This is a genomic window from Sphaerisporangium flaviroseum (assembly GCF_039537005.1).
In the GTDB taxonomy this organism is placed as follows: Bacteria; Actinomycetota; Actinomycetes; order Streptosporangiales; family Streptosporangiaceae; genus Sphaerisporangium; species Sphaerisporangium flaviroseum.
Genome location: NZ_BAAAZR010000009.1, coordinates 297,667 through 313,424 on the forward strand (window position 1 = coordinate 297,667; position 15,758 = coordinate 313,424).

At 71.0% G+C, this 15,758-nt stretch carries 14 protein-coding genes; 4 read left to right on the forward strand and 10 right to left on the reverse strand.

Translation table 11 applies throughout. The features are described 5' to 3' along the window. Nucleotides 1–54 precede the first annotated feature (54 nt). Nucleotides 55–522: a hypothetical protein gene (locus ABD810_RS20660; RefSeq protein ID WP_344942582.1), complete on the reverse strand. Its 468-nt coding sequence runs from the start codon at nucleotides 520–522 to the stop codon at nucleotides 55–57. Between the two features lie 87 nt (nucleotides 523–609). Here ABD810_RS20660 and ABD810_RS20665 point away from each other — a divergent pair, with 87 nt between their 5' ends. Further along, nucleotides 610–954: a DUF998 domain-containing protein gene (locus tag ABD810_RS20665; protein ID WP_344942706.1), complete on the forward strand. Its 345-nt coding sequence runs from the start codon at nucleotides 610–612 to the stop codon at nucleotides 952–954. Here ABD810_RS20665 and ABD810_RS20670 read toward each other — a convergent pair. Beyond that, nucleotides 944–1,792, reverse strand: a complete 849-nt coding sequence (locus ABD810_RS20670; protein ID WP_344942708.1) for an NAD-dependent protein deacetylase — start codon at nucleotides 1,790–1,792, stop codon at nucleotides 944–946. The genes ABD810_RS20665 and ABD810_RS20670 overlap by 11 nt on opposite strands. 245 nt (nucleotides 1,793–2,037) lie before the next feature. Between ABD810_RS20670 and ABD810_RS20675 the strand changes: the two genes are divergently transcribed. Continuing rightward, the gene (locus ABD810_RS20675; RefSeq protein WP_344942585.1) at nucleotides 2,038–3,153 is read left to right on the forward strand and encodes an MBL fold metallo-hydrolase; all 1,116 of its coding nucleotides are present in this window, start codon (nucleotides 2,038–2,040) and stop codon (nucleotides 3,151–3,153) included. Nucleotides 3,154–3,243: 90 nt separating this feature from the next. On the opposite strand, the gene ABD810_RS20680 is transcribed toward ABD810_RS20675, so the two are convergent. From ABD810_RS20680 to ABD810_RS20710, 7 genes are all read right to left on the reverse strand, one after another. Further along, on the reverse strand, nucleotides 3,244–3,675 hold the full coding sequence (locus ABD810_RS20680; protein ID WP_344942587.1) for an RICIN domain-containing protein: 432 nt from the start codon (nucleotides 3,673–3,675) through the stop codon (nucleotides 3,244–3,246). Between the two features lie 283 nt (nucleotides 3,676–3,958). After that, nucleotides 3,959–5,530 carry a glycoside hydrolase family 27 protein gene (locus tag ABD810_RS20685; protein WP_344942590.1) on the reverse strand — a complete coding sequence of 524 codons (1,572 nt, stop codon included), beginning with the start codon at nucleotides 5,528–5,530 and terminating at the stop codon, nucleotides 3,959–3,961. Nucleotides 5,531–5,770: 240 nt separating this feature from the next. Beyond that, nucleotides 5,771–6,472 carry a class I SAM-dependent DNA methyltransferase gene (locus tag ABD810_RS20690; RefSeq protein WP_344942593.1) on the reverse strand — a complete coding sequence of 234 codons (702 nt, stop codon included), beginning with the start codon at nucleotides 6,470–6,472 and terminating at the stop codon, nucleotides 5,771–5,773. Nucleotides 6,473–6,622: 150 nt separating this feature from the next. After that, complete coding sequence (locus ABD810_RS20695; protein ID WP_344942596.1) at nucleotides 6,623–8,971, reverse strand: acetolactate synthase large subunit; 2,349 nt, start codon at nucleotides 8,969–8,971, stop codon at nucleotides 6,623–6,625. A gap of 48 nt (nucleotides 8,972–9,019) precedes the next feature. Continuing rightward, the gene (locus ABD810_RS20700) at nucleotides 9,020–9,595 is read right to left on the reverse strand and encodes a DUF305 domain-containing protein (RefSeq protein WP_344942599.1); all 576 of its coding nucleotides are present in this window, start codon (nucleotides 9,593–9,595) and stop codon (nucleotides 9,020–9,022) included. 106 nt (nucleotides 9,596–9,701) lie between these two features. After that, nucleotides 9,702–10,439 (reverse strand): lytic polysaccharide monooxygenase, encoded by a 738-nt coding sequence (locus ABD810_RS20705; protein WP_344942602.1) that lies wholly within the window; start codon nucleotides 10,437–10,439, stop codon nucleotides 9,702–9,704. A gap of 288 nt (nucleotides 10,440–10,727) precedes the next feature. After that, nucleotides 10,728–12,590: a hypothetical protein gene (locus tag ABD810_RS20710; RefSeq protein WP_344942606.1), complete on the reverse strand. Its 1,863-nt coding sequence runs from the start codon at nucleotides 12,588–12,590 to the stop codon at nucleotides 10,728–10,730. Nucleotides 12,591–12,734: 144 nt separating this feature from the next. Here ABD810_RS20710 and ABD810_RS20715 point away from each other — a divergent pair, with 144 nt between their 5' ends. Further along, a complete protein-coding gene (locus tag ABD810_RS20715; protein ID WP_344942609.1) occupies nucleotides 12,735–13,946 on the forward strand; it encodes an acyltransferase family protein in 1,212 nt (403 codons plus the stop codon). Between the two features lie 20 nt (nucleotides 13,947–13,966). Here the strand turns inward: ABD810_RS20715 and ABD810_RS20720 are convergent, their stop codons facing one another. Further along, nucleotides 13,967–14,974 carry an anti-sigma factor RsbA family regulatory protein gene (locus ABD810_RS20720; protein WP_344942613.1) on the reverse strand — a complete coding sequence of 336 codons (1,008 nt, stop codon included), beginning with the start codon at nucleotides 14,972–14,974 and terminating at the stop codon, nucleotides 13,967–13,969. 316 nt (nucleotides 14,975–15,290) lie between these two features. On the opposite strand from ABD810_RS20720, the gene ABD810_RS20725 reads away from it, so the two are divergent. Next, nucleotides 15,291–15,662: an STAS domain-containing protein gene (locus ABD810_RS20725; protein ID WP_344942615.1), complete on the forward strand. Its 372-nt coding sequence runs from the start codon at nucleotides 15,291–15,293 to the stop codon at nucleotides 15,660–15,662. Nucleotides 15,663–15,758: the final 96 nt, after the last annotated feature.

Here is a 15,758-nt window from a genome sequence, read left to right on the forward strand (position 1 = left end):
CAAGGACTTGGCTCGCGAAACCGCGATCTGTCACCAGAATTAAATGTAAGTCGCCTATATGTGCAGACGGGTGGCCGCGGCCAGCTCGGGGTGGGCGTGCTCGGTGGCGGCGGTGACGGCCGACTCCGGCGTGCGCTCCCGGATGTCGTTGGCCGTGATGGCCAGCATCGCGGGCGGGCTGCCCAGGTCGCCGTAACGGCCGCCGACGGCGGCCCTGATCGCCGTGCGGGCGTCGGCGAGGACCTCCTTGGCCGACCCGCGCGGGCCGCAGGTGGACAGGAAGCCGAGCATCGCGGCGAACCGGAGCTGCTCGGTCGCGGGAGCCGGGTCGGTGGACGCGCGCAGCGCGATCGGCCGGTCGAGCCAGAAGGCGGCACCGCGCAGGTAGCCGGGATACGGCGTGCCGGAGTCGCCGGCCAGGGCTCCCACGGCGTCGGCGACAACCTGCGCGAAGGCGGCGAGATCGGTGTCCGGCGGCAGGTCGGTGGTGACGAGCACAGGGACGATCAGCGCGTTGACCATCGGGAACCCCTCCTTGTTCACAGCGCCGATGGTAGCGAGTACGACCGACATCGCCGGTGTACTCGCCGATGCGAGTGCGAGACGGCACTGGCAGGGGGCACGCCGATGGTGATGGACCCGCCCACCGCGCACGGGGCCTCGCACGACGCCTTCTCCGCGCTGTTCTTCCTGGGCCTGCCCGCCGCCTGCCTGGTGGCCGCCTACCGGTTCGCGGTCCTGGGCCGCAAGGGGTGGGCCGCCTACTCCGCCGGGACCGCCGTCGCCTTCCTCGGCTGCTTCGTGCTCACCGGCATGGGGTTCGCGCGGCAGCCGGCGCTCGCGCCGATCGCCGGGCTGATGCAACGCCTGACGATCGTCATCGGATGGGCCTGGGTGGTGGCGCTGGCGCTCCACCTGCGCCGCCGCACCGCCGGCGAGCCCCTCACCGGGTGAACGGCGCGGACATCTCCCCGCTCGCCGTCCGCTCGCCGAGGAGGCGGACGGTTTCGGGCAGCACCTCGCCGAGCGCGGCGTCGACGGTGAGCGACGAGTAGCTCTCGCCGCGGGTCTCGCCCTGGTTGACGATCGCCACGGGGATGCCGAGCTTGGCGGCCCGGAGCACGAACCGGCGCCCGGACATCACGGTCAGCGACGACCCGAGCACGAGCAGGACCCGGGCCCGCTCGACCAGGGCGAAGCACTCGCCGACCCGGTCCGCCGGGACCGTCTCGCCGAAGAAGACGACGTCGGGCTTGAGCATCCCGTCGCCGCACGCGCGGCATCCGACGACCTGGAAACCCTCGACCTTCTCGTCCCGCAGGTCGACGTCGCCGTCCGGGTTGACGGCGGTGACCCCGGTGTCGAACCCGGGGTTGGCCCGCCGCAGGCGGTGGTCCAGCTCCTCACGCGGGCTTCGGTCGCCGCAGTCCAGGCAGACCACCTGGTCGAGGCTGCCGTGCAACTCGATGACGGCCCGGGCGCCGCCCGCCTGGTGCAGGCCGTCGACATTCTGTGTGACGATGCCGGTCACCAGGCCCTGCCGCTGGAGGTGCGCCACCGCGCGGTGGCCGCGGTTGGGGCTCGCACGGGCGATGATGCGCCACCCGACGTGGCTTCGGGCCCAGTAACGCCGCCGCGCCGCCGGGTCCGCGACGAAGGTCTGGTAGGTCATCGGGCTGTGCCGGGTGCGTGCCCCGCTCGGCCCCCGGTAGTCCGGGATCCCCGACTCCGTCGACAGCCCCGCTCCGCTCAGCACCACCACGTCGCCCGCGGCCAGCAGTTCCGCCAGCATGCTCGTCGCCTCGCTCACCCCTCCATGCTGCCTCACCTGCCACTGTGCGAGGAGCAGCCCTCCACCATCACGCTCCCACCGCGCGCTCTCCCGGGCCGGGGTGCCCCACGTCACCACAACGCGGCCACCACGTTCTGAGCTCCGCGCGGGTATGGATGGCAGCAACGCGATATATCTTCTCCAATCGGGAACAACGTCGATACCGCCTTCAGTTCGGCAGGTTAGAGCTGATTTGGGGAGTGAGCATGACAGCAAGCCGGATAGTGAAGCGGGTTCTGGCCGGGGGCGCCGTGGCCGCGGCCGGATGGGCGCTGCGGGACCTCCCCGCGGAGCTCGGATCGCGACCCCTGAAGACGGGAGAGGCGCGGGCCGCACGCATCCGGCGCTCACCCCAGTTCAGGGACGGCGCCTTCCACAACCCGATGCCGGGCGGGAACCTGCCGCCGGCGCCGAATCCGAACCTCGTCCGCGAGTTGCTCACCGGGCGCGACAGGCGCCGTCCGGCCGGGCGCGTGCCCATTCTCACGCCGTCGTCCACGTCCGCCGAACCGGCCGGGCTGAGGGTCGTCTGGTTCGGTCACGCGTCGACGATGGTGGAGATCGAGGGGCGTACCGTTCTGTTCGACCCGGTATGGAGTGACCGGGTCTCGCCCTCGCGGCTGGTGGGCCCCAGAAGGCTGCATCCGGTCCCCGTGGCGCTCGGCGAGCTGCCATCGATCGACGCGATCGTCATCTCCCACGACCACTACGACCACCTCGATCGGGCGACGGTGCGTACGCTCACCCGGACCACCACGGCTCCCTTCCTCGTGCCGCTCGGCATCGGCGCGCACCTGGAGAGGTGGGGCGTGCCGGTGGAACGGATCGTCGAGCTCGACTGGGAAGAGGACGTGCGGGTCGCCGGGCTGCGGTTCACCGCCACGGCCGCGCGGCACTTCTCCGGCAGAACCCTCGCCCGCAACGACACCCTGTGGGGATCATGGGTGGTGACGGGCGAGAGCCGCCGCGTCTTCTACGCGGGAGACTCCGGCTACTTCGAGGGCTACGCCGGGATCGGCGCGCGGCACGGGCCCTTCGACCTCACGCTGATGCCCATCGGCGCCTACAACGCGGCCTGGCCCGACATCCACATGGACCCCGAGGAGGCGGTCAACGCCCATATCGACCTCGGCGGCGCGCTGATGCTGCCGGTGCACTGGGCGACGTTCACGCTGGCCCTGCATCCGTGGGCCGAGCCGGCCGACCGGCTGTGGCGGGAGGCGAAGGCGCGCGATGCCCGCATCGTGGTGCCACGGCCGGGCGAGAGCGTCGACGTCGACGCCTCGCCGGCGGTGGACGGATGGTGGGAGACCCTCATCTGAGCCGCTCATCCCCGTGGCTCATCCCGGAACGGCCCGATCATCTGAGCCGCTCACACATGTGGTCCGCCCCGGAACGGCCCGAGCCCACGGTCAGCCCACGAGCCGGAGCGTCCAGCGGCGGGAGGGGTGGGTGTCGCAGTTGTACTGCAGGGCCTCGACGTTGTTGGCGGTGCTGACCCCGCCGGCGATGGTGAGGCACTTGCCGGTCTGGACGTTCCTGATCTGGTACAGGCCGGTGCCGGTCACGTCGGCCAGCCTCCAGCGGCGCGAGGGGTGGGTGTCGCAGTTGTACTGCAGGGCGGTGACGTTGTTGGCGGTGCTCACTCCGCCGGCGATGGTGAGGCACTTGCCGGTCTGCACGTTGGTGAGCATCAGCGCGGTGCCCGGGGCCGGCTGCGAACGGGCCGTGGTGTTCGAGAGCGCGGTCGTCTCCGCGACGGCGGGGGAGGCGGCGGGCACGCCCACCGCCACGACGGCGAAGGCGGCGGCGAGGCCGAGCAGGGGTCTGGTGGAACGGTCCATGGCGTGCTCCTCATGTCTGACATCCCCGGATGCGCCGGGACAGGCGGTTCCGCCTGAGGTACCGACGGTCGCGGGCTTCGGGGAGCGGCACATGAGTAGGCCCCTACTCAAGCCGGTCAGCCAGGGCGGACGTCGAAGGGCGTCAGGGGTGAAGGATCACCTGCGATCGTCGCCGGCCGGGCGGCCCAGATGAGGCCGCCCGGCCCGGACGGGCAGGTGAGGCCGCCCGGCCGGGACGGGCAGGTGAGGCCGCCCGGCCGGGACGGGCGGGTGCGCAGGGGTGTCAGGCGCGGGTCCATCTCTGGTTGGCGCCGCCGTTGCAGTCGTAGATCTGCACCTTCGTGCCATTGGTGGTGCCGTTGTTCGGCACGTTGAGGCACTTGCCGGCGCCGACGGCCGTGATGGTGCCGTCGGAGTTGGCGCGCCACTGCTGGTTGGACTGGCCGTTGCAGTCCCAGATGATCACAGCGGTGCCGTTCGCGGTGCCCCGGTTGTACACGTCAAGGCACTTGCTTCCGTAGACGCGAAGCTCGCCGGCGCCGTTGAGGGTCCACTGCTGGTTGGACTGGCCGTTGCAGTCCCAGATCTGCGTGGCGGTGCCGCTGGTCTGGGACGCGCCGGTCACGTCCAGGCACTTGCCGGAGCCGACGCCTCTGAGTGCGGTGGCGGTGGGAGGCGTGCCACCTCCCGAGACGATGTACATCGCGGCGCCGTGCGCCGGGACCGACGCGCTGACCGTCCCGGAGGAGGATCCGGTCGTGTGGGCCCACAGGTCGCGTACGGAGTACGACGTCCCGGCGCCGAGCCCGAGGGCCGCGGCGGTGGTGGACACGGTGGCCGTGCCGCCTCCCCGGTTGAGCAGCACGGCGGCGACCGAGCCGTCGGCCATCGGCTTGCGCCAGACCTCCAGGTTGCCGTTGTCGCTGATCTTGTGGCCCTGCCTGCCGCCCCAGTCCTGGTTGACGGCGATGACCTCGGAGTTGGTGAGGATGCCACGGGTCTCGGCGCTCATGGACCGAAGGTCGTTCCCCGCGAGGAGCGGCGCGTTGAGCAGCGCCCACAGGCTGAAGTGGGCGCGCGACTCCGTGCCGGAGAGGCCGTTGCCCACCTCCAGCATGTCGGGGTCGTTCCACGCTCCCGGGCTCGAATAGCTCTCCAGCCCCACCTGGCTGTCCAGGATGCCCATCACCGAGTTCCAGTTCGCCTGGATGTCGCCGGTGTTGCGCCAGGAGTTGCCGACGGCGGCGCCCCACGTCCAGACGCTGTCCTGGCCCCAGTTGCACAGGCTGTACAGGATCGGCCTGCCGGTGGCGGCGAGCGCGTCGCGCATCGCGGTGTACCGCTGCTGTGCGGTCCTGCCCTGGTGGTCGCCGCAGTTGTCGTACTTGAGGTAGTCGATGCCCCAGGACGCCCACAGGTTCGCGTCCCGCGTCTCGTTGCCGAGGCTGGCCGGGTATCCGGCGCAGGTGGTGAGCCCCGCGGAGGAGTAGATGCCGATCTTCAGGCCCTTGCCGTGCACGTAGTCGGCCAGGGCCTTCATGCCGCTCGGGAACTTCTGCGGGTCGGCGACCAGGTCCCCGCTCGCGTTGCGGCTTCTCGTCGACCAGCAGTCGTCGATGTTGACGTACTTGTAGCCCGCCGCGGCCATGCCGCTGGAGACCATGACGTCCGCGGTCTGGCGGATCAGCCCGTCGTTGACGTTGCAGCCGAAGGAGTTCCAGTCGTTCCATCCCATCTGCGGCGTACGGGCGAGGCCGTTGTTCAGCGCCAGGGCTGGAGGCGAGGTGCCGCCGAGAGCGACGAGGGTTCCCGCGGAGAGCGTCATCGCCAGCGCCAGGCGGAGGATTCTGCGCATTCGGACTCCTTACCGGTTCGGGACGGAGGGCTCCGGGTTCGGATGGCCCTCACGCGTCCAGGACCGGCGACACCGATTCCCCACGTTCGAACTGAATCCCACACAACATCTCATGGAGTCAAGCGTGCCTTGACGGAATGTGTTTGAATCCGGGTGTTCAGTCAGGAAGTCCGTGAAACTTTCACCCTGCCGGAACCGCCTCACGGTGACCTGCCGGCCGGGAAGAGGCGCGCGGGACGATCAGGAGTGCTTGCGCCACACCAGGGCCGCGGAGACGGGGTGGTGGCGGAACCGCTCCCACTTGGGCTTGACCGCCAGCCAGCCCTCGTCCACGACCCCCTCGCGCATCTCCACCAGCGTCCAGCCCGCCCGCAGCCCCGCCATGATGTGCTCGCTCAGCAGGTGGACGTGGGTGGTGATGGCGACAGGCTCGCCCGAGGCGTCGGTGAAGTGGGTCGGCATGCCCGTGGCCATGATGAAGTGCGGATGGAACGCCACCACGACGCACGTGGCGCCAGGCCCGCCCAGGCGCCACGCCTCGTCGTAGAAGGGCCGCAGGTCGGGCAGGTGCTCGTCGATGAGCGAGGCGATGACCAGGTCGTAGGCGCCGGCGTCGAGCCCGGTGGCACATACGTCCGCCTCCACGAGCCGGTCGTGCACGCCACGGGAGCGTGCCACGGCGAGCATCCCGGGGGTGAGGTCCACGCCGTCGATGGCGGTGACGCCGTTGCGCCGCAGCCAGGCACCGGTCCGGCCCGTGCCGCATCCGAGGTCGGCGGCGCGGGCCACGGCGGACCAGCGGGGTTCGGCGAGGTCGTCGAGGAGGGCGATGTCCATCACGTCTTCCACGGTCTGCTCATAAGAGCCGACCCACTGCCCGTAACCGGTGGTGACGTCCACCGTCCGGTAGCCGCGCGTGTCAAATTCGGAGAAATCCACCATGCGGTCGAGTATCAGGCATCTCTCCAGGCCCAGGCGACACGTTTTCCGCCGCCAGGGCTCGGCCGGAGTGCCCTCGTCCGGTGCCGCGTGAGCCCCGGATCGTGTGCGCCGGCCGGCGGGTTCGCGTGGACGACCCGGTCGTGGGACCGCTCAGAACACCGAAGGCACGTGCGCGTCGATCAGGTGCGGCCCCGGCTCGGCGATCGCCCGCGAGAACTGTCCGGCCAGCTCCTCGGCGGTCGTCGCCCTGGTCGCGGGTACGCCGAGCCCTTCGGCGATCTGGACGAAGTCCAGGTCTGGGGCGGACAGGTCGAGCAGCCTGCCGGCCTTGGGGCCGGAGACCTCGGCCCCGACGCGCCGCAGCTCGTGACGCAGGATGGCGTACGCACGGTTGTTGAGCAGGACGGTGGTGACGTCGAGGTTCTCCCGGGCCTGGGTCCACAGCGCCGAGATGGTGTAGAGCGCGCTCCCGTCGGCCTGCAGGCTGACCACCGGCCGCTGCGGCGCCGCGATCGCGGCGCCGGTGGCCACGGGCATGCCCTGGCCGATCGCGCCACCGGTCAGGGTCAGCACGTCGTGGCGGGGCGCCCCGGCGGTCGCGGTGGGCAGCATGAAGCCCGAGGTGTTGCTCTCGTCGGAGATGATCGCGTTCTCCGGCAGCAGGGCGCCGATCACGTCCGCCCAGTTGAAGACGGTCAGCGGCCCCGAGGGAAGCACCGGACGGTGGGGCGGTTGCGGCACGGGGGCCTGATCGGGAGCGACCAGGTCGGCGAGGTCGCGGAGTGCGGCGATCACGTCCTCCCCGGGCACGGCCAGCGTGTGCACCTCGCTACCGGCGGGTGCGAGCTCGCTGGGCTCCCCGGGGTAGGCGAAGAACGACACCGGCGCCGGCGCCCCGGCCAAGATGAGGTGCCGGCAGCCGGCGAGCTGGCCCGTCGCCTGTTCGGAGAGGTAGGCCAGCCGGTCGATCGGCGGAATCCCGGCGCCGCGCTCGATGCGGGCGGGAAAGGTCTCGGCCAGCGCGCGTGCGCCGGTGGCGGCCGAGATGCGGCTGATCGCGCGCAGCCCCGCCTCGTGGCAGGCCGGGCCACCGGCGAGCAGGGCGACCTGCTCCCCGCCGCGCAGCAACTCGGCGACACGCTCGATGGTCTGCCGGCTCACGGGCCGCGGCCCCGTGGACCGTACGGCCGTGCCCGGCCGGCCGCCGTCGCCCCAGGACACGTCGGCGGGCAGGATGAGCGTGGCGATGCGGCCCGGTGCGTCCTGAGCGGCGGCGACCGCGGCGGCGGCGTCGGCGCCCAGCTCGGCGACGGTGGCACAGCGGCGCATCCAGCCGTTCAGCGACCCGGCGACGGCCTCGATGTCCGACTCCAGCGGCGCGTCGTGCTTCTTGTGGTAGCCGGCGTGGTCGCCGACGATGTTCACCATCGGGGTGCGCGCGCGGCGGGCGTTGTGCAGGTTGGCCAGGCCGTTGCCGAGACCGGGGCCAAGGTGCAGCAGCGTCGCCGCGGGCTTGCCGGCGATGCGCGCGTAACCGTCGGCCGCGCCGGTGACCACGCCCTCGAAGAGGCCGAGCACGCCGCGCATCTGCGGGACGGTGTCCAGCGCGGACACGAAATGCATCTCAGAGGTGCCCGGGTTGGCGAAGCACACCTCGACACCGGCGTCGACGAGGGTGCGGATCAGTGACTGCGCGCCGTTCATACCGGTCGTCCTTCTGTGTGGCGGAAGAGCTTGCCCGTTCTTCCTCCCGGCTGGTGCGGGAGCCCGTACCGATCGGCGTACGGAATGCCGCTCACGGACCAGCGCGGCGAAGCGCCCCGCCACCTGCCGCCAGGCCGGCGTCGAGATCGGCTCGTCGGCCACGGCCCTCGCGTACAACTCGTCACGGTCGAGTCCTTGTACGCGCGACCGGGCCGCGTCCCACCGCATGATCCGCTCGGGGCCGACCTCGGGATGGAACTGCACGCCCCAGGCGTGGTCTGCGACGCGGAACGCCTGGTAGGGGCAGCTGCCGGTCTCCGCGAGCCACGCGGCCCCCGGCGGAAGGGCGGTGATCGCGTCGACGTGGTGCTCGATGGCGGGGACGACGCCGGGCAGGTCGTGGAAGAGGGCGTCGTGCGCCGCTTCGGCCCTGATGGTGATGGGCGTGCTGCCGTGCTCGGGCGCCCCCGCGTCGGCCCGCACCTTTCCGCCCGCCACCGAGGCGAGCATCTGCCCGCCGAGGCAGATGCCGAACTGCGGCACCGACGCGGCGAGGGCCTGGACGACCAGGTCCCGGGTCGCAGGAAGCCACGGCGCCTTCTCGTCGTCGTCGGGCATGTAACCCCCGCCGAGCACCAGCAGCGCGTCGTGCTCCAGCCGCGGCGGCAGGGGAGAGCCGTCGAAGGCGGTGACGGTCTCGACGTCGAGCCCGGCGCCGGACAGCCACTCGCCGAACCGGCCGGGACCGCCGTACGGCCCGTGCTGCACGGCCAGGACACGCGGCTTGTCGGGCATGGACCATCATGCTACTCATCGCGGCCGTCGATATGTCCGGTGCCCGGGTCAGTTCAGTTCGGCGAGCATCTGACCGATCTGGGCCGACCGGGACTGGTCGACCCGGCGGGCCAGGCTCTTGACCTGGGCGTTCAGCCCTGTGCCGATCTCCGTGCGCGCCATGTCGATGGCGTTGTGCTGATGGGCGATCATCACGTTGAGGAACCTGCGTTCGAAGCCGTCGCCGTCCATCGTCCTCAGGGTGGCGATCTCCGCGGGGCTGGTGACGTGCAGCCCGCCGTGGGCGGCGTGCGCGCGGGGGTCCGCGGCCACCGGCCGGCCCCAGCCGATCAGCCAGGCGGTCATGGTGTGCACCTCGTCGCGCTGCGTCGTCTCGACCGCCGACGCCAGCGCCTTGACCTGGCCTCGCACGGCGCGGGTGGTGGCCAGACGCGCCATTTCGATGCCCTGGCGCTGATGCGGGATCATCATCTGCAGGAACATCACGTCGGCCGCGTTGAAACCTTCACTTGGGGTCGCCGAGACGCTGCTCCTCGCCGGTGAGGCGGGCGAGGCCGTAGCGGCGCAGGCGGGAAGCGCCATCAGGCTCAGGCCCGTGACGAGGGCGAGGGCAGCGCGCCTCATGGGTTCCGCCTCTCTGGATCGGGGTGTGCCGGGCTGCCGGTCAGGTGCGTGCGGTGGGCGCCGCGCCGGCGGGACGAGGCGCCCACATGGATCCGGTCCTTGGGGGTCAGATCCTCTGCCAGAGTGCCGGGACGTTCGGCGGCTCCCAGCCCGTCAAGGCGGTGTGCGCCTGGAGGCAGCGGTAGCGCAGGCCGTTGTAGGTGACCTGGGCGCCCACGGCGTAGGCGGTGCCCGCCGCCCAGGTTCCCGAGGGTGCGGTGGTGGTGGGCGTCGGGTTCGGGGTGGGGGTGCGCGTCGGGGTCGGGGTGGGGGTCGGCGTCGGATTGCCGCCGCCCCCGCCGATCTGCAGGTCGACGCACGAGTAGAAGGCGTTGACCGTGTCGGCGATGTTCCAGATCGCCAGGACCTTCTGCCTGCCGCTGAAGCCGCCCAGGCTCACCGAGTGGGAGACCGTCGCGCCGGGCTGGCGGCCTCCGTCGTTGAACACCGCGATGCGGGTGCCGCCGATGTAGTACTCCCAGGTGCTGGTGGCGTGCCGCGCGGTGAGCACCCAGTTGAAGGTGACCGAGGAGCCGACCGAGGTCGCGGGCCAGGGCTTGCTCTCATCGCTGAGCTGCGCGAAGCGGGCCACGCCGCCGTGGCAGTTCCGCTGTCCCTTGGGCCCTTCCACGCTCTGCGGCTCGTAGATGATGTCGCCACAGTTCGCCACGCGCCCCTGGGCGCACATCGCCTGCCGGCTCGGCGGTGACGATATGTAACCGTGGGCAAAGGCGGGCGAGGCGGCGAGGACCGTGACACCGGCGGTCAGCAACGCCGTCGAGACCACCATGATCGTTCTTCGCACGGCATACTCCTTTGCTGGGGGGATGACTGAAACATAAAAGAAACTTTCCTAAGAGTAAATAGGTCCGGACCGCTTTGTGTCCGGCCGTGTCAAGGACGGCCGCCGAGCGGTCGGAGGGCCGGCTCTGTAGGTCCGGGTGTTCGATGGACCACGGCCTTCGGCTGGGCTGGTGACGGACGGCAGGTCCGGTGCCGCCGCGGCCCCCCTCGGCGACCAGCCGGCCGGCTCCCCTTACGCGGGCCCCCGGCCCTGCCGGCCAACCGGTCGGTCCGTTACGGACGCTCTGGTCTACGAGAGCGCCTTCAGCCGGTCCGCGAGAAGGGTGGTCTGGCGGGCCGTGTGCGGGTCGAAGGCGCGCAGCGCCCGCTCGTCGAGGCTGCCGAGCAGCTGGGCGGCGACCTCCGGGTCGCCTTCGTATCGGGTGAATCCCTTGTCGCCCAGACGTACCGACGTCCGGTTGGCCGCGATGCCCTCGGCTCGCACGATCGCCGCCACGACGGGGTCCAGCAGCCCTTCCTTCGCCTGCCGGCGTTCCCGTACCTCCGCCAGCGCGTCGCGCGCGCCTTCCAGGGCCGCGGCGCCGCCCAAGGCGAACCACGCGCCCACGTCCGGCCGCCGCAGCACCGTGGCGTCGCCTTCCTCGGCCAGGCTCTGGGGATGGGCGACCCGAATACGCAACGGCTCGCCCTGGACCACCCACTGCACCACGTCCCCCAGCGGGGTCCGGCCGTAGATGCCGAGCACCGGAATGACGTCGTAGTCTCCCGGCTCGGCGAAGGTGAAGCCACCCGATCCGAAGGTCAGGTTGAGGTTGTTGCTGATCGAGGCCCCTGGCGCCAGGGCGAGGGCCTCTCCCTCCTGGAGGTCGGCCAGGCATCGCTGGGCGATCGGCGTGAAGGGGACCGCCTCCGTCTCGGTCTCGGCGCGGGTCCCGGTGCGCCGGCGCACGAGGATCTCCAGCACTCCGGCCTTCGGATCGAGGAACTCGCGCTCCACCTCCACCTCGGCGGTTCCCCGGTTCTCCAGCGTGACGGTGAGGAACACCGGCTGCCCGAACCGGAACAGCGGGCCGCCCGCAGGAGCGGTGAGCGTCAGCCGGAAGGCGTCGGAGGCGATCTCGGGTACGGAAGACACGTGGCCGCCGGTCCCGTCGGCCCAGTAGCGGACCGAGTGGAAGGCGGCACCGCCCGGGACCACCTGCAGCTGCGGCCCATGGCGCAGGAACTCCAGCTCATCCGCGTCGAAGGTGAAGTCGAACCCCTCCCAGTACGCCTCCTCCTGGCCCCCGCCCCGGTACTTCCAGTCGTAGTTCATGAACGAGGTCGAGTCCGCGCGCCCGACCGCCCGCTCGAAGCGATGCGCGAGGTTCAGCGCGTGCCCGAGCTCGTGCACGATCGTCTGCACCAGCTTCCTGTCCCGGTTGGCCTTGTTCGGTATCGCCCCGGCGAACACGGCGGCGCCCTGGCGCTGCAGCAGTCCTTCGGCGTCGAACATGACCCCGAGCAGGCGCGGTTCCGCCGCCCTCGACAGCAGCAGAAGGTGCAGCTCCCAGGTGACGGCGCGCAGGGAGGCGTCCCCCTTGATGAGCATGATGTCGCTGAGCACCGAGTAGAGCATGGAGTCGTCCCAGGAACTGGCGAGCCCCGCCGGGATCGAGCTGGTCGTCCCGACGGCGCCGACGGCGAACCCAGCGGCCGCGAGGCATCCGCCGAAGTCCACGTTCTCGCCCTGGAAGGTGACCGGGTTCGGTGGCGTCACGCCCTGTTCCACCTCGATCTCCAAGCCCAGCAGGCGCAGCGCGTCGCCCTTGCGGGTGAGCGTCGCGGCCAGGTCGGTGCGGAAGGGCAGCCCGCCGAGAGGCTCGTCCAGGCGCAGCACGACCGGCAGGGCGCCCTCGGCCCCCTCGCCGATGGCCAGCGAGCCCGTCGTGCGGGTGCCGGGTACGGACTGCCAGGCCACCGGCCACTGTCCCGCTCCCGTGGTCACGGGCGATCCCGGGGCGGTGCGGAGCGACGCGATGTAGGCGTTCCTGCCATCGGGCTGTCTCCTGAAGACGTCGCCGCTGATCACTGCCGAGCCGTTCGCGTCGACTCGGAGGACGATGGCGAGGTCGCCGTTGTCACCCTCGTAGAGTCCATCCAGATTGGGCATCTTCGTCCCTTCATCGCGAGTGTCTGGGCCCACGGTGACCGGACGGCGACGCCGAAGCATGAGTAGTCCCCTACCTAAATGCGCGCCCGTACGGGACGGTGGTGACGGTCGGCCCATCGGGAGCATCTTCGGTAGGTTGACCCGGTGCCGACTCCCCGAGCCACGACCACTCCGATCACGACCGGCTCGCCGACCCGTCTCGGCTGGCTGGACGCGCTGCGCGGTATCGGTGCCATGGCCGTGCTGGCCGAGCACCTGCTGCCCTGGGTCGTTCCCTCGCTGCGCCCTTACTGGTTCAACCTCGGCATCTACGGCATCTTCGTGTTCTTCCTGGTCAGCGGCTATATCATCCCGACCTCGCTCGAGCGGCGCGGGGACGTGAGGGCGTTCTGGCTCAGCCGGATCTTCCGTCTCTATCCGCTCTACCTTCTCGTCATCGGCCTGGTCGTGGTCATGGGCTGGTGGATCCCGGTCCGCGAGGCCGTGCCGCGCGACGCGACCGCGGTGGCCGCGCACGCCACGATGCTGCTCGACGTGGTCGGCGTCGGTGGCGTCGCCGACACGATGTGGACGCTGTCGTACGAGATGGTCTTCTACCTGCTGGTCACCGCGTTGTTCGTGATGGGCGCGCACCGGCGCAGCGGTGTGGCGGCCGTGCTGTTCGGTGTGGCGGCCGTCGTCGTGGGGCTCGTGCTCGCCGCGGCGCCGCTGAGGGGCGGCTGGGTCGCCATGGTGTCGTGCGCGATCTTCGTCGTGGGGCTGACGTGCGTGATCTCCGGCCGCCTGCGTACGGCCGCCGCGTGCGCCCTGGGCCTCATGGCGCTCGTCCTGCTGCCGCTGGGCGGCAGGACCCCGTGGTTCGGCGTGGCGATCCTGGCGGTGATGTTCGCCGGCACGGCGATCCACCGATGGGAGGAGGGCTCGGGCGGGCTGTGGCCGGTGGCGGTCACCACGGTGCTCGTGGCGCTCGCCCCCATCTGGGCGATCCAGGGTGGTTGGTGGTGGGTCCAGCCGAGTGTGTGGATCACGACCATCGCCCTGGCGGGCGCGACCTTCGCCGGAGTGATGGCGCTGCGGGCTCGCCGCCTGCCGCGCGTCCTGGTCCGCCTCGGGCTGATCAGCTACTCGCTCTACCTGCTGCACCACCCGATGCTCAAGCTGTTCATCGAGATCACCGGCGATCTGCGCTGGTCACCGCTGCCCGTCCAGCTCCTCATGGCCGCGGTCTTCGTGACCGTGATCCTGCTCGCCAGCTGGCTGACGTACCGGTTCGTCGAGAAGCCCATGCAGCTCCTCGGGCGCCGCGTGCTCGGCGCCTGGTCCGCGCCGGCCGCCGGTGACCGGCACGGGCGCTGATCAGCGGCCGATCGCGGGCTTCACAGGCCGAAGTGCAGGCGGATCGTGGTGCCGGAAGAGTGGTGGTGCAGGCGGACCAGGTCGGCCAGCTCGTTCACGATGAGCAGGCCGCGCCCCCGGGTGGCATTGTCCGGCACCGGCACTCGTCCGGCGAGAGGATCGGCGATCCGGCCCAAGTCGTCGAGCTGGCACACGAGGGTGTCGTGCTCGGTCCACATGGTCAGCGTGCCGGGCCCGCTGGTGTGCTCGGTGGTGTTGGTGGTCAGCTCGTTGACCGCGAGGAGCAGGTCGGCGACACGCTGCTCGCCCAGGCCTGCGGCCCCGGCACGCTCGGTGACGAACGTTCGCACCTCCGGCAGCGCGTCCGTCCCGGTGAAGGTGTGGAACGCGGCGTCCCGCGGCGGTTCGGGCAACGGCCAGTCGAACATGCCGGCGACCTTGATGGGGTCGGCGTACGCGGGGCTGGGGCGGGTGCCGGCGACGTCGGCGACGAGGGGATGCGTGCGTTCGGCGTCGGCGAGCACCATGGCGTCGAGCTGGGAGCTGTTGTAGGGGCACAGGATCGCCACCCGCAGGCCGGTGAACACCGCGTTGATCAGCGCTTCGTGGGCGACGCAGGCGGGGTACTCGATCGGGCTCCTGCCCTTCCAGATCGGCTCTCCGATGATCCACGCCCGGCGGCCGGGGTGGGCTCCGGCGAAGGCCAGCAGCACCGAGGGGATGATCCGTCCCGGATTGCGGCCGGCGACGGTCATGTCGGCGAAGGCGACGGCGTCGGCCCTGGCGCCTAACCGGTCCTTGATGATCCGGCCGTTGTCACCGGGCACGGCCACCAGGGCGGGGTCTCCAGAGGAGAGGGCAGGGTCCAGGAAGCCCGCACACGCCGTGGCGTATTCGTCCTCGTCACGATAGAAAAGACCGATGTGCTCGAACGGATCCGCTGCGGTGCCGGTGCCCCTACCTGCCGGATGGATCATGTCACTACGGCGGTCCGGGCCCGCCGCTCCTGGTCGTGCGATGTCCAGCACATGCTCATCGGGCTCCGGTCGCTCGACGTCGAATGGATCCGGCCTGACCCCGCGGGTCGATCCCTCTACCCCTCGAGCGGCCTTTTACCCACTCTTCCCGCATCCCGGTGATCCTTCGGTCGGACAGAATACAAAGGATACTAGGCCGCTTTCCGGCCAGTCGTCCGTCCTCCGCACGTGTCCGCCGCCATCCTCCGACCTGCTGCTCTACACTACGGGCTGACCGAGGCACGCGTCGCACGGCGGACACCTGTTCGGCGATGACCGCATACCGGCTTGATCGTAATCCCTCCCTACCGCGCCCAGAGGTGCTCAGGTGACCGCTGTCGTCCAACTCGCCGCCCATCCCGACGACTCCCTGCCCGAGGTCGCCATCGTCTCGTTCACCGGTGAGCTCGACTACACCAATGCCGAGCAGCTGCGCCAGGATGTCCTCGGTGTGCTGACGCCGGAGCACCGCCACCTCATCGTCGACCTGTCCGAGCTGCCTTTCTGCGACTCCACCGGGCTGCGGATCCTGCTGGCCCTGCGCAGCCTGATCGACGACCGGGGCGGCACGGTCGCGCTGAGCGGCCTGCAGCCTCGCTTGAACAGGATCTTCAAGGTGACCGGGCTGTTCCAGTTCTTCGCCGTCCAGCCGACCGTCGCCGACGCCGTGGAGCTGCTGAGGCCACAGCTGCCCGCCTGATGACCACGTGCGCCGGTCCGCTCGGAAGCTCCACCGGTCCGCCGGAAGCCCCCCCGGGGCCGATCCACCAGAACCTGGACGCGCGGTGATGGTAGA

Excerpts from the sequence above, each read along its gene's own strand:
- ABD810_RS20660 (WP_344942582.1), bottom strand. The coding sequence starts at position 522 with ATGGTCAACGCGCTGATCGTCCCTGTGCTCGTCACCACCGACCTGCCG.
- ABD810_RS20690 (WP_344942593.1), bottom strand. The coding sequence starts at position 6,472 with ATGGTGGATTTCTCCGAATTTGACACGCGCGGCTACCGGACGGTGGAC.
- ABD810_RS20685 (WP_344942590.1), bottom strand. The coding sequence starts at position 5,530 with ATGCGCAGAATCCTCCGCCTGGCGCTGGCGATGACGCTCTCCGCGGGA.
- ABD810_RS20670 (WP_344942708.1), bottom strand. The coding sequence starts at position 1,792 with ATGCTGGCGGAACTGCTGGCCGCGGGCGACGTGGTGGTGCTGAGCGGA.
- ABD810_RS20710 (WP_344942606.1), bottom strand. The coding sequence starts at position 12,590 with ATGCCCAATCTGGATGGACTCTACGAGGGTGACAACGGCGACCTCGCC.
- ABD810_RS20675 (WP_344942585.1), top strand. The coding sequence starts at position 2,038 with ATGACAGCAAGCCGGATAGTGAAGCGGGTTCTGGCCGGGGGCGCCGTG.
- ABD810_RS20680 (WP_344942587.1), bottom strand. The coding sequence starts at position 3,675 with ATGGACCGTTCCACCAGACCCCTGCTCGGCCTCGCCGCCGCCTTCGCC.
- ABD810_RS20695 (WP_344942596.1), bottom strand. The coding sequence starts at position 8,971 with ATGCCCGACAAGCCGCGTGTCCTGGCCGTGCAGCACGGGCCGTACGGC.
- ABD810_RS20700 (WP_344942599.1), bottom strand. The coding sequence starts at position 9,595 with ATGAGGCGCGCTGCCCTCGCCCTCGTCACGGGCCTGAGCCTGATGGCG.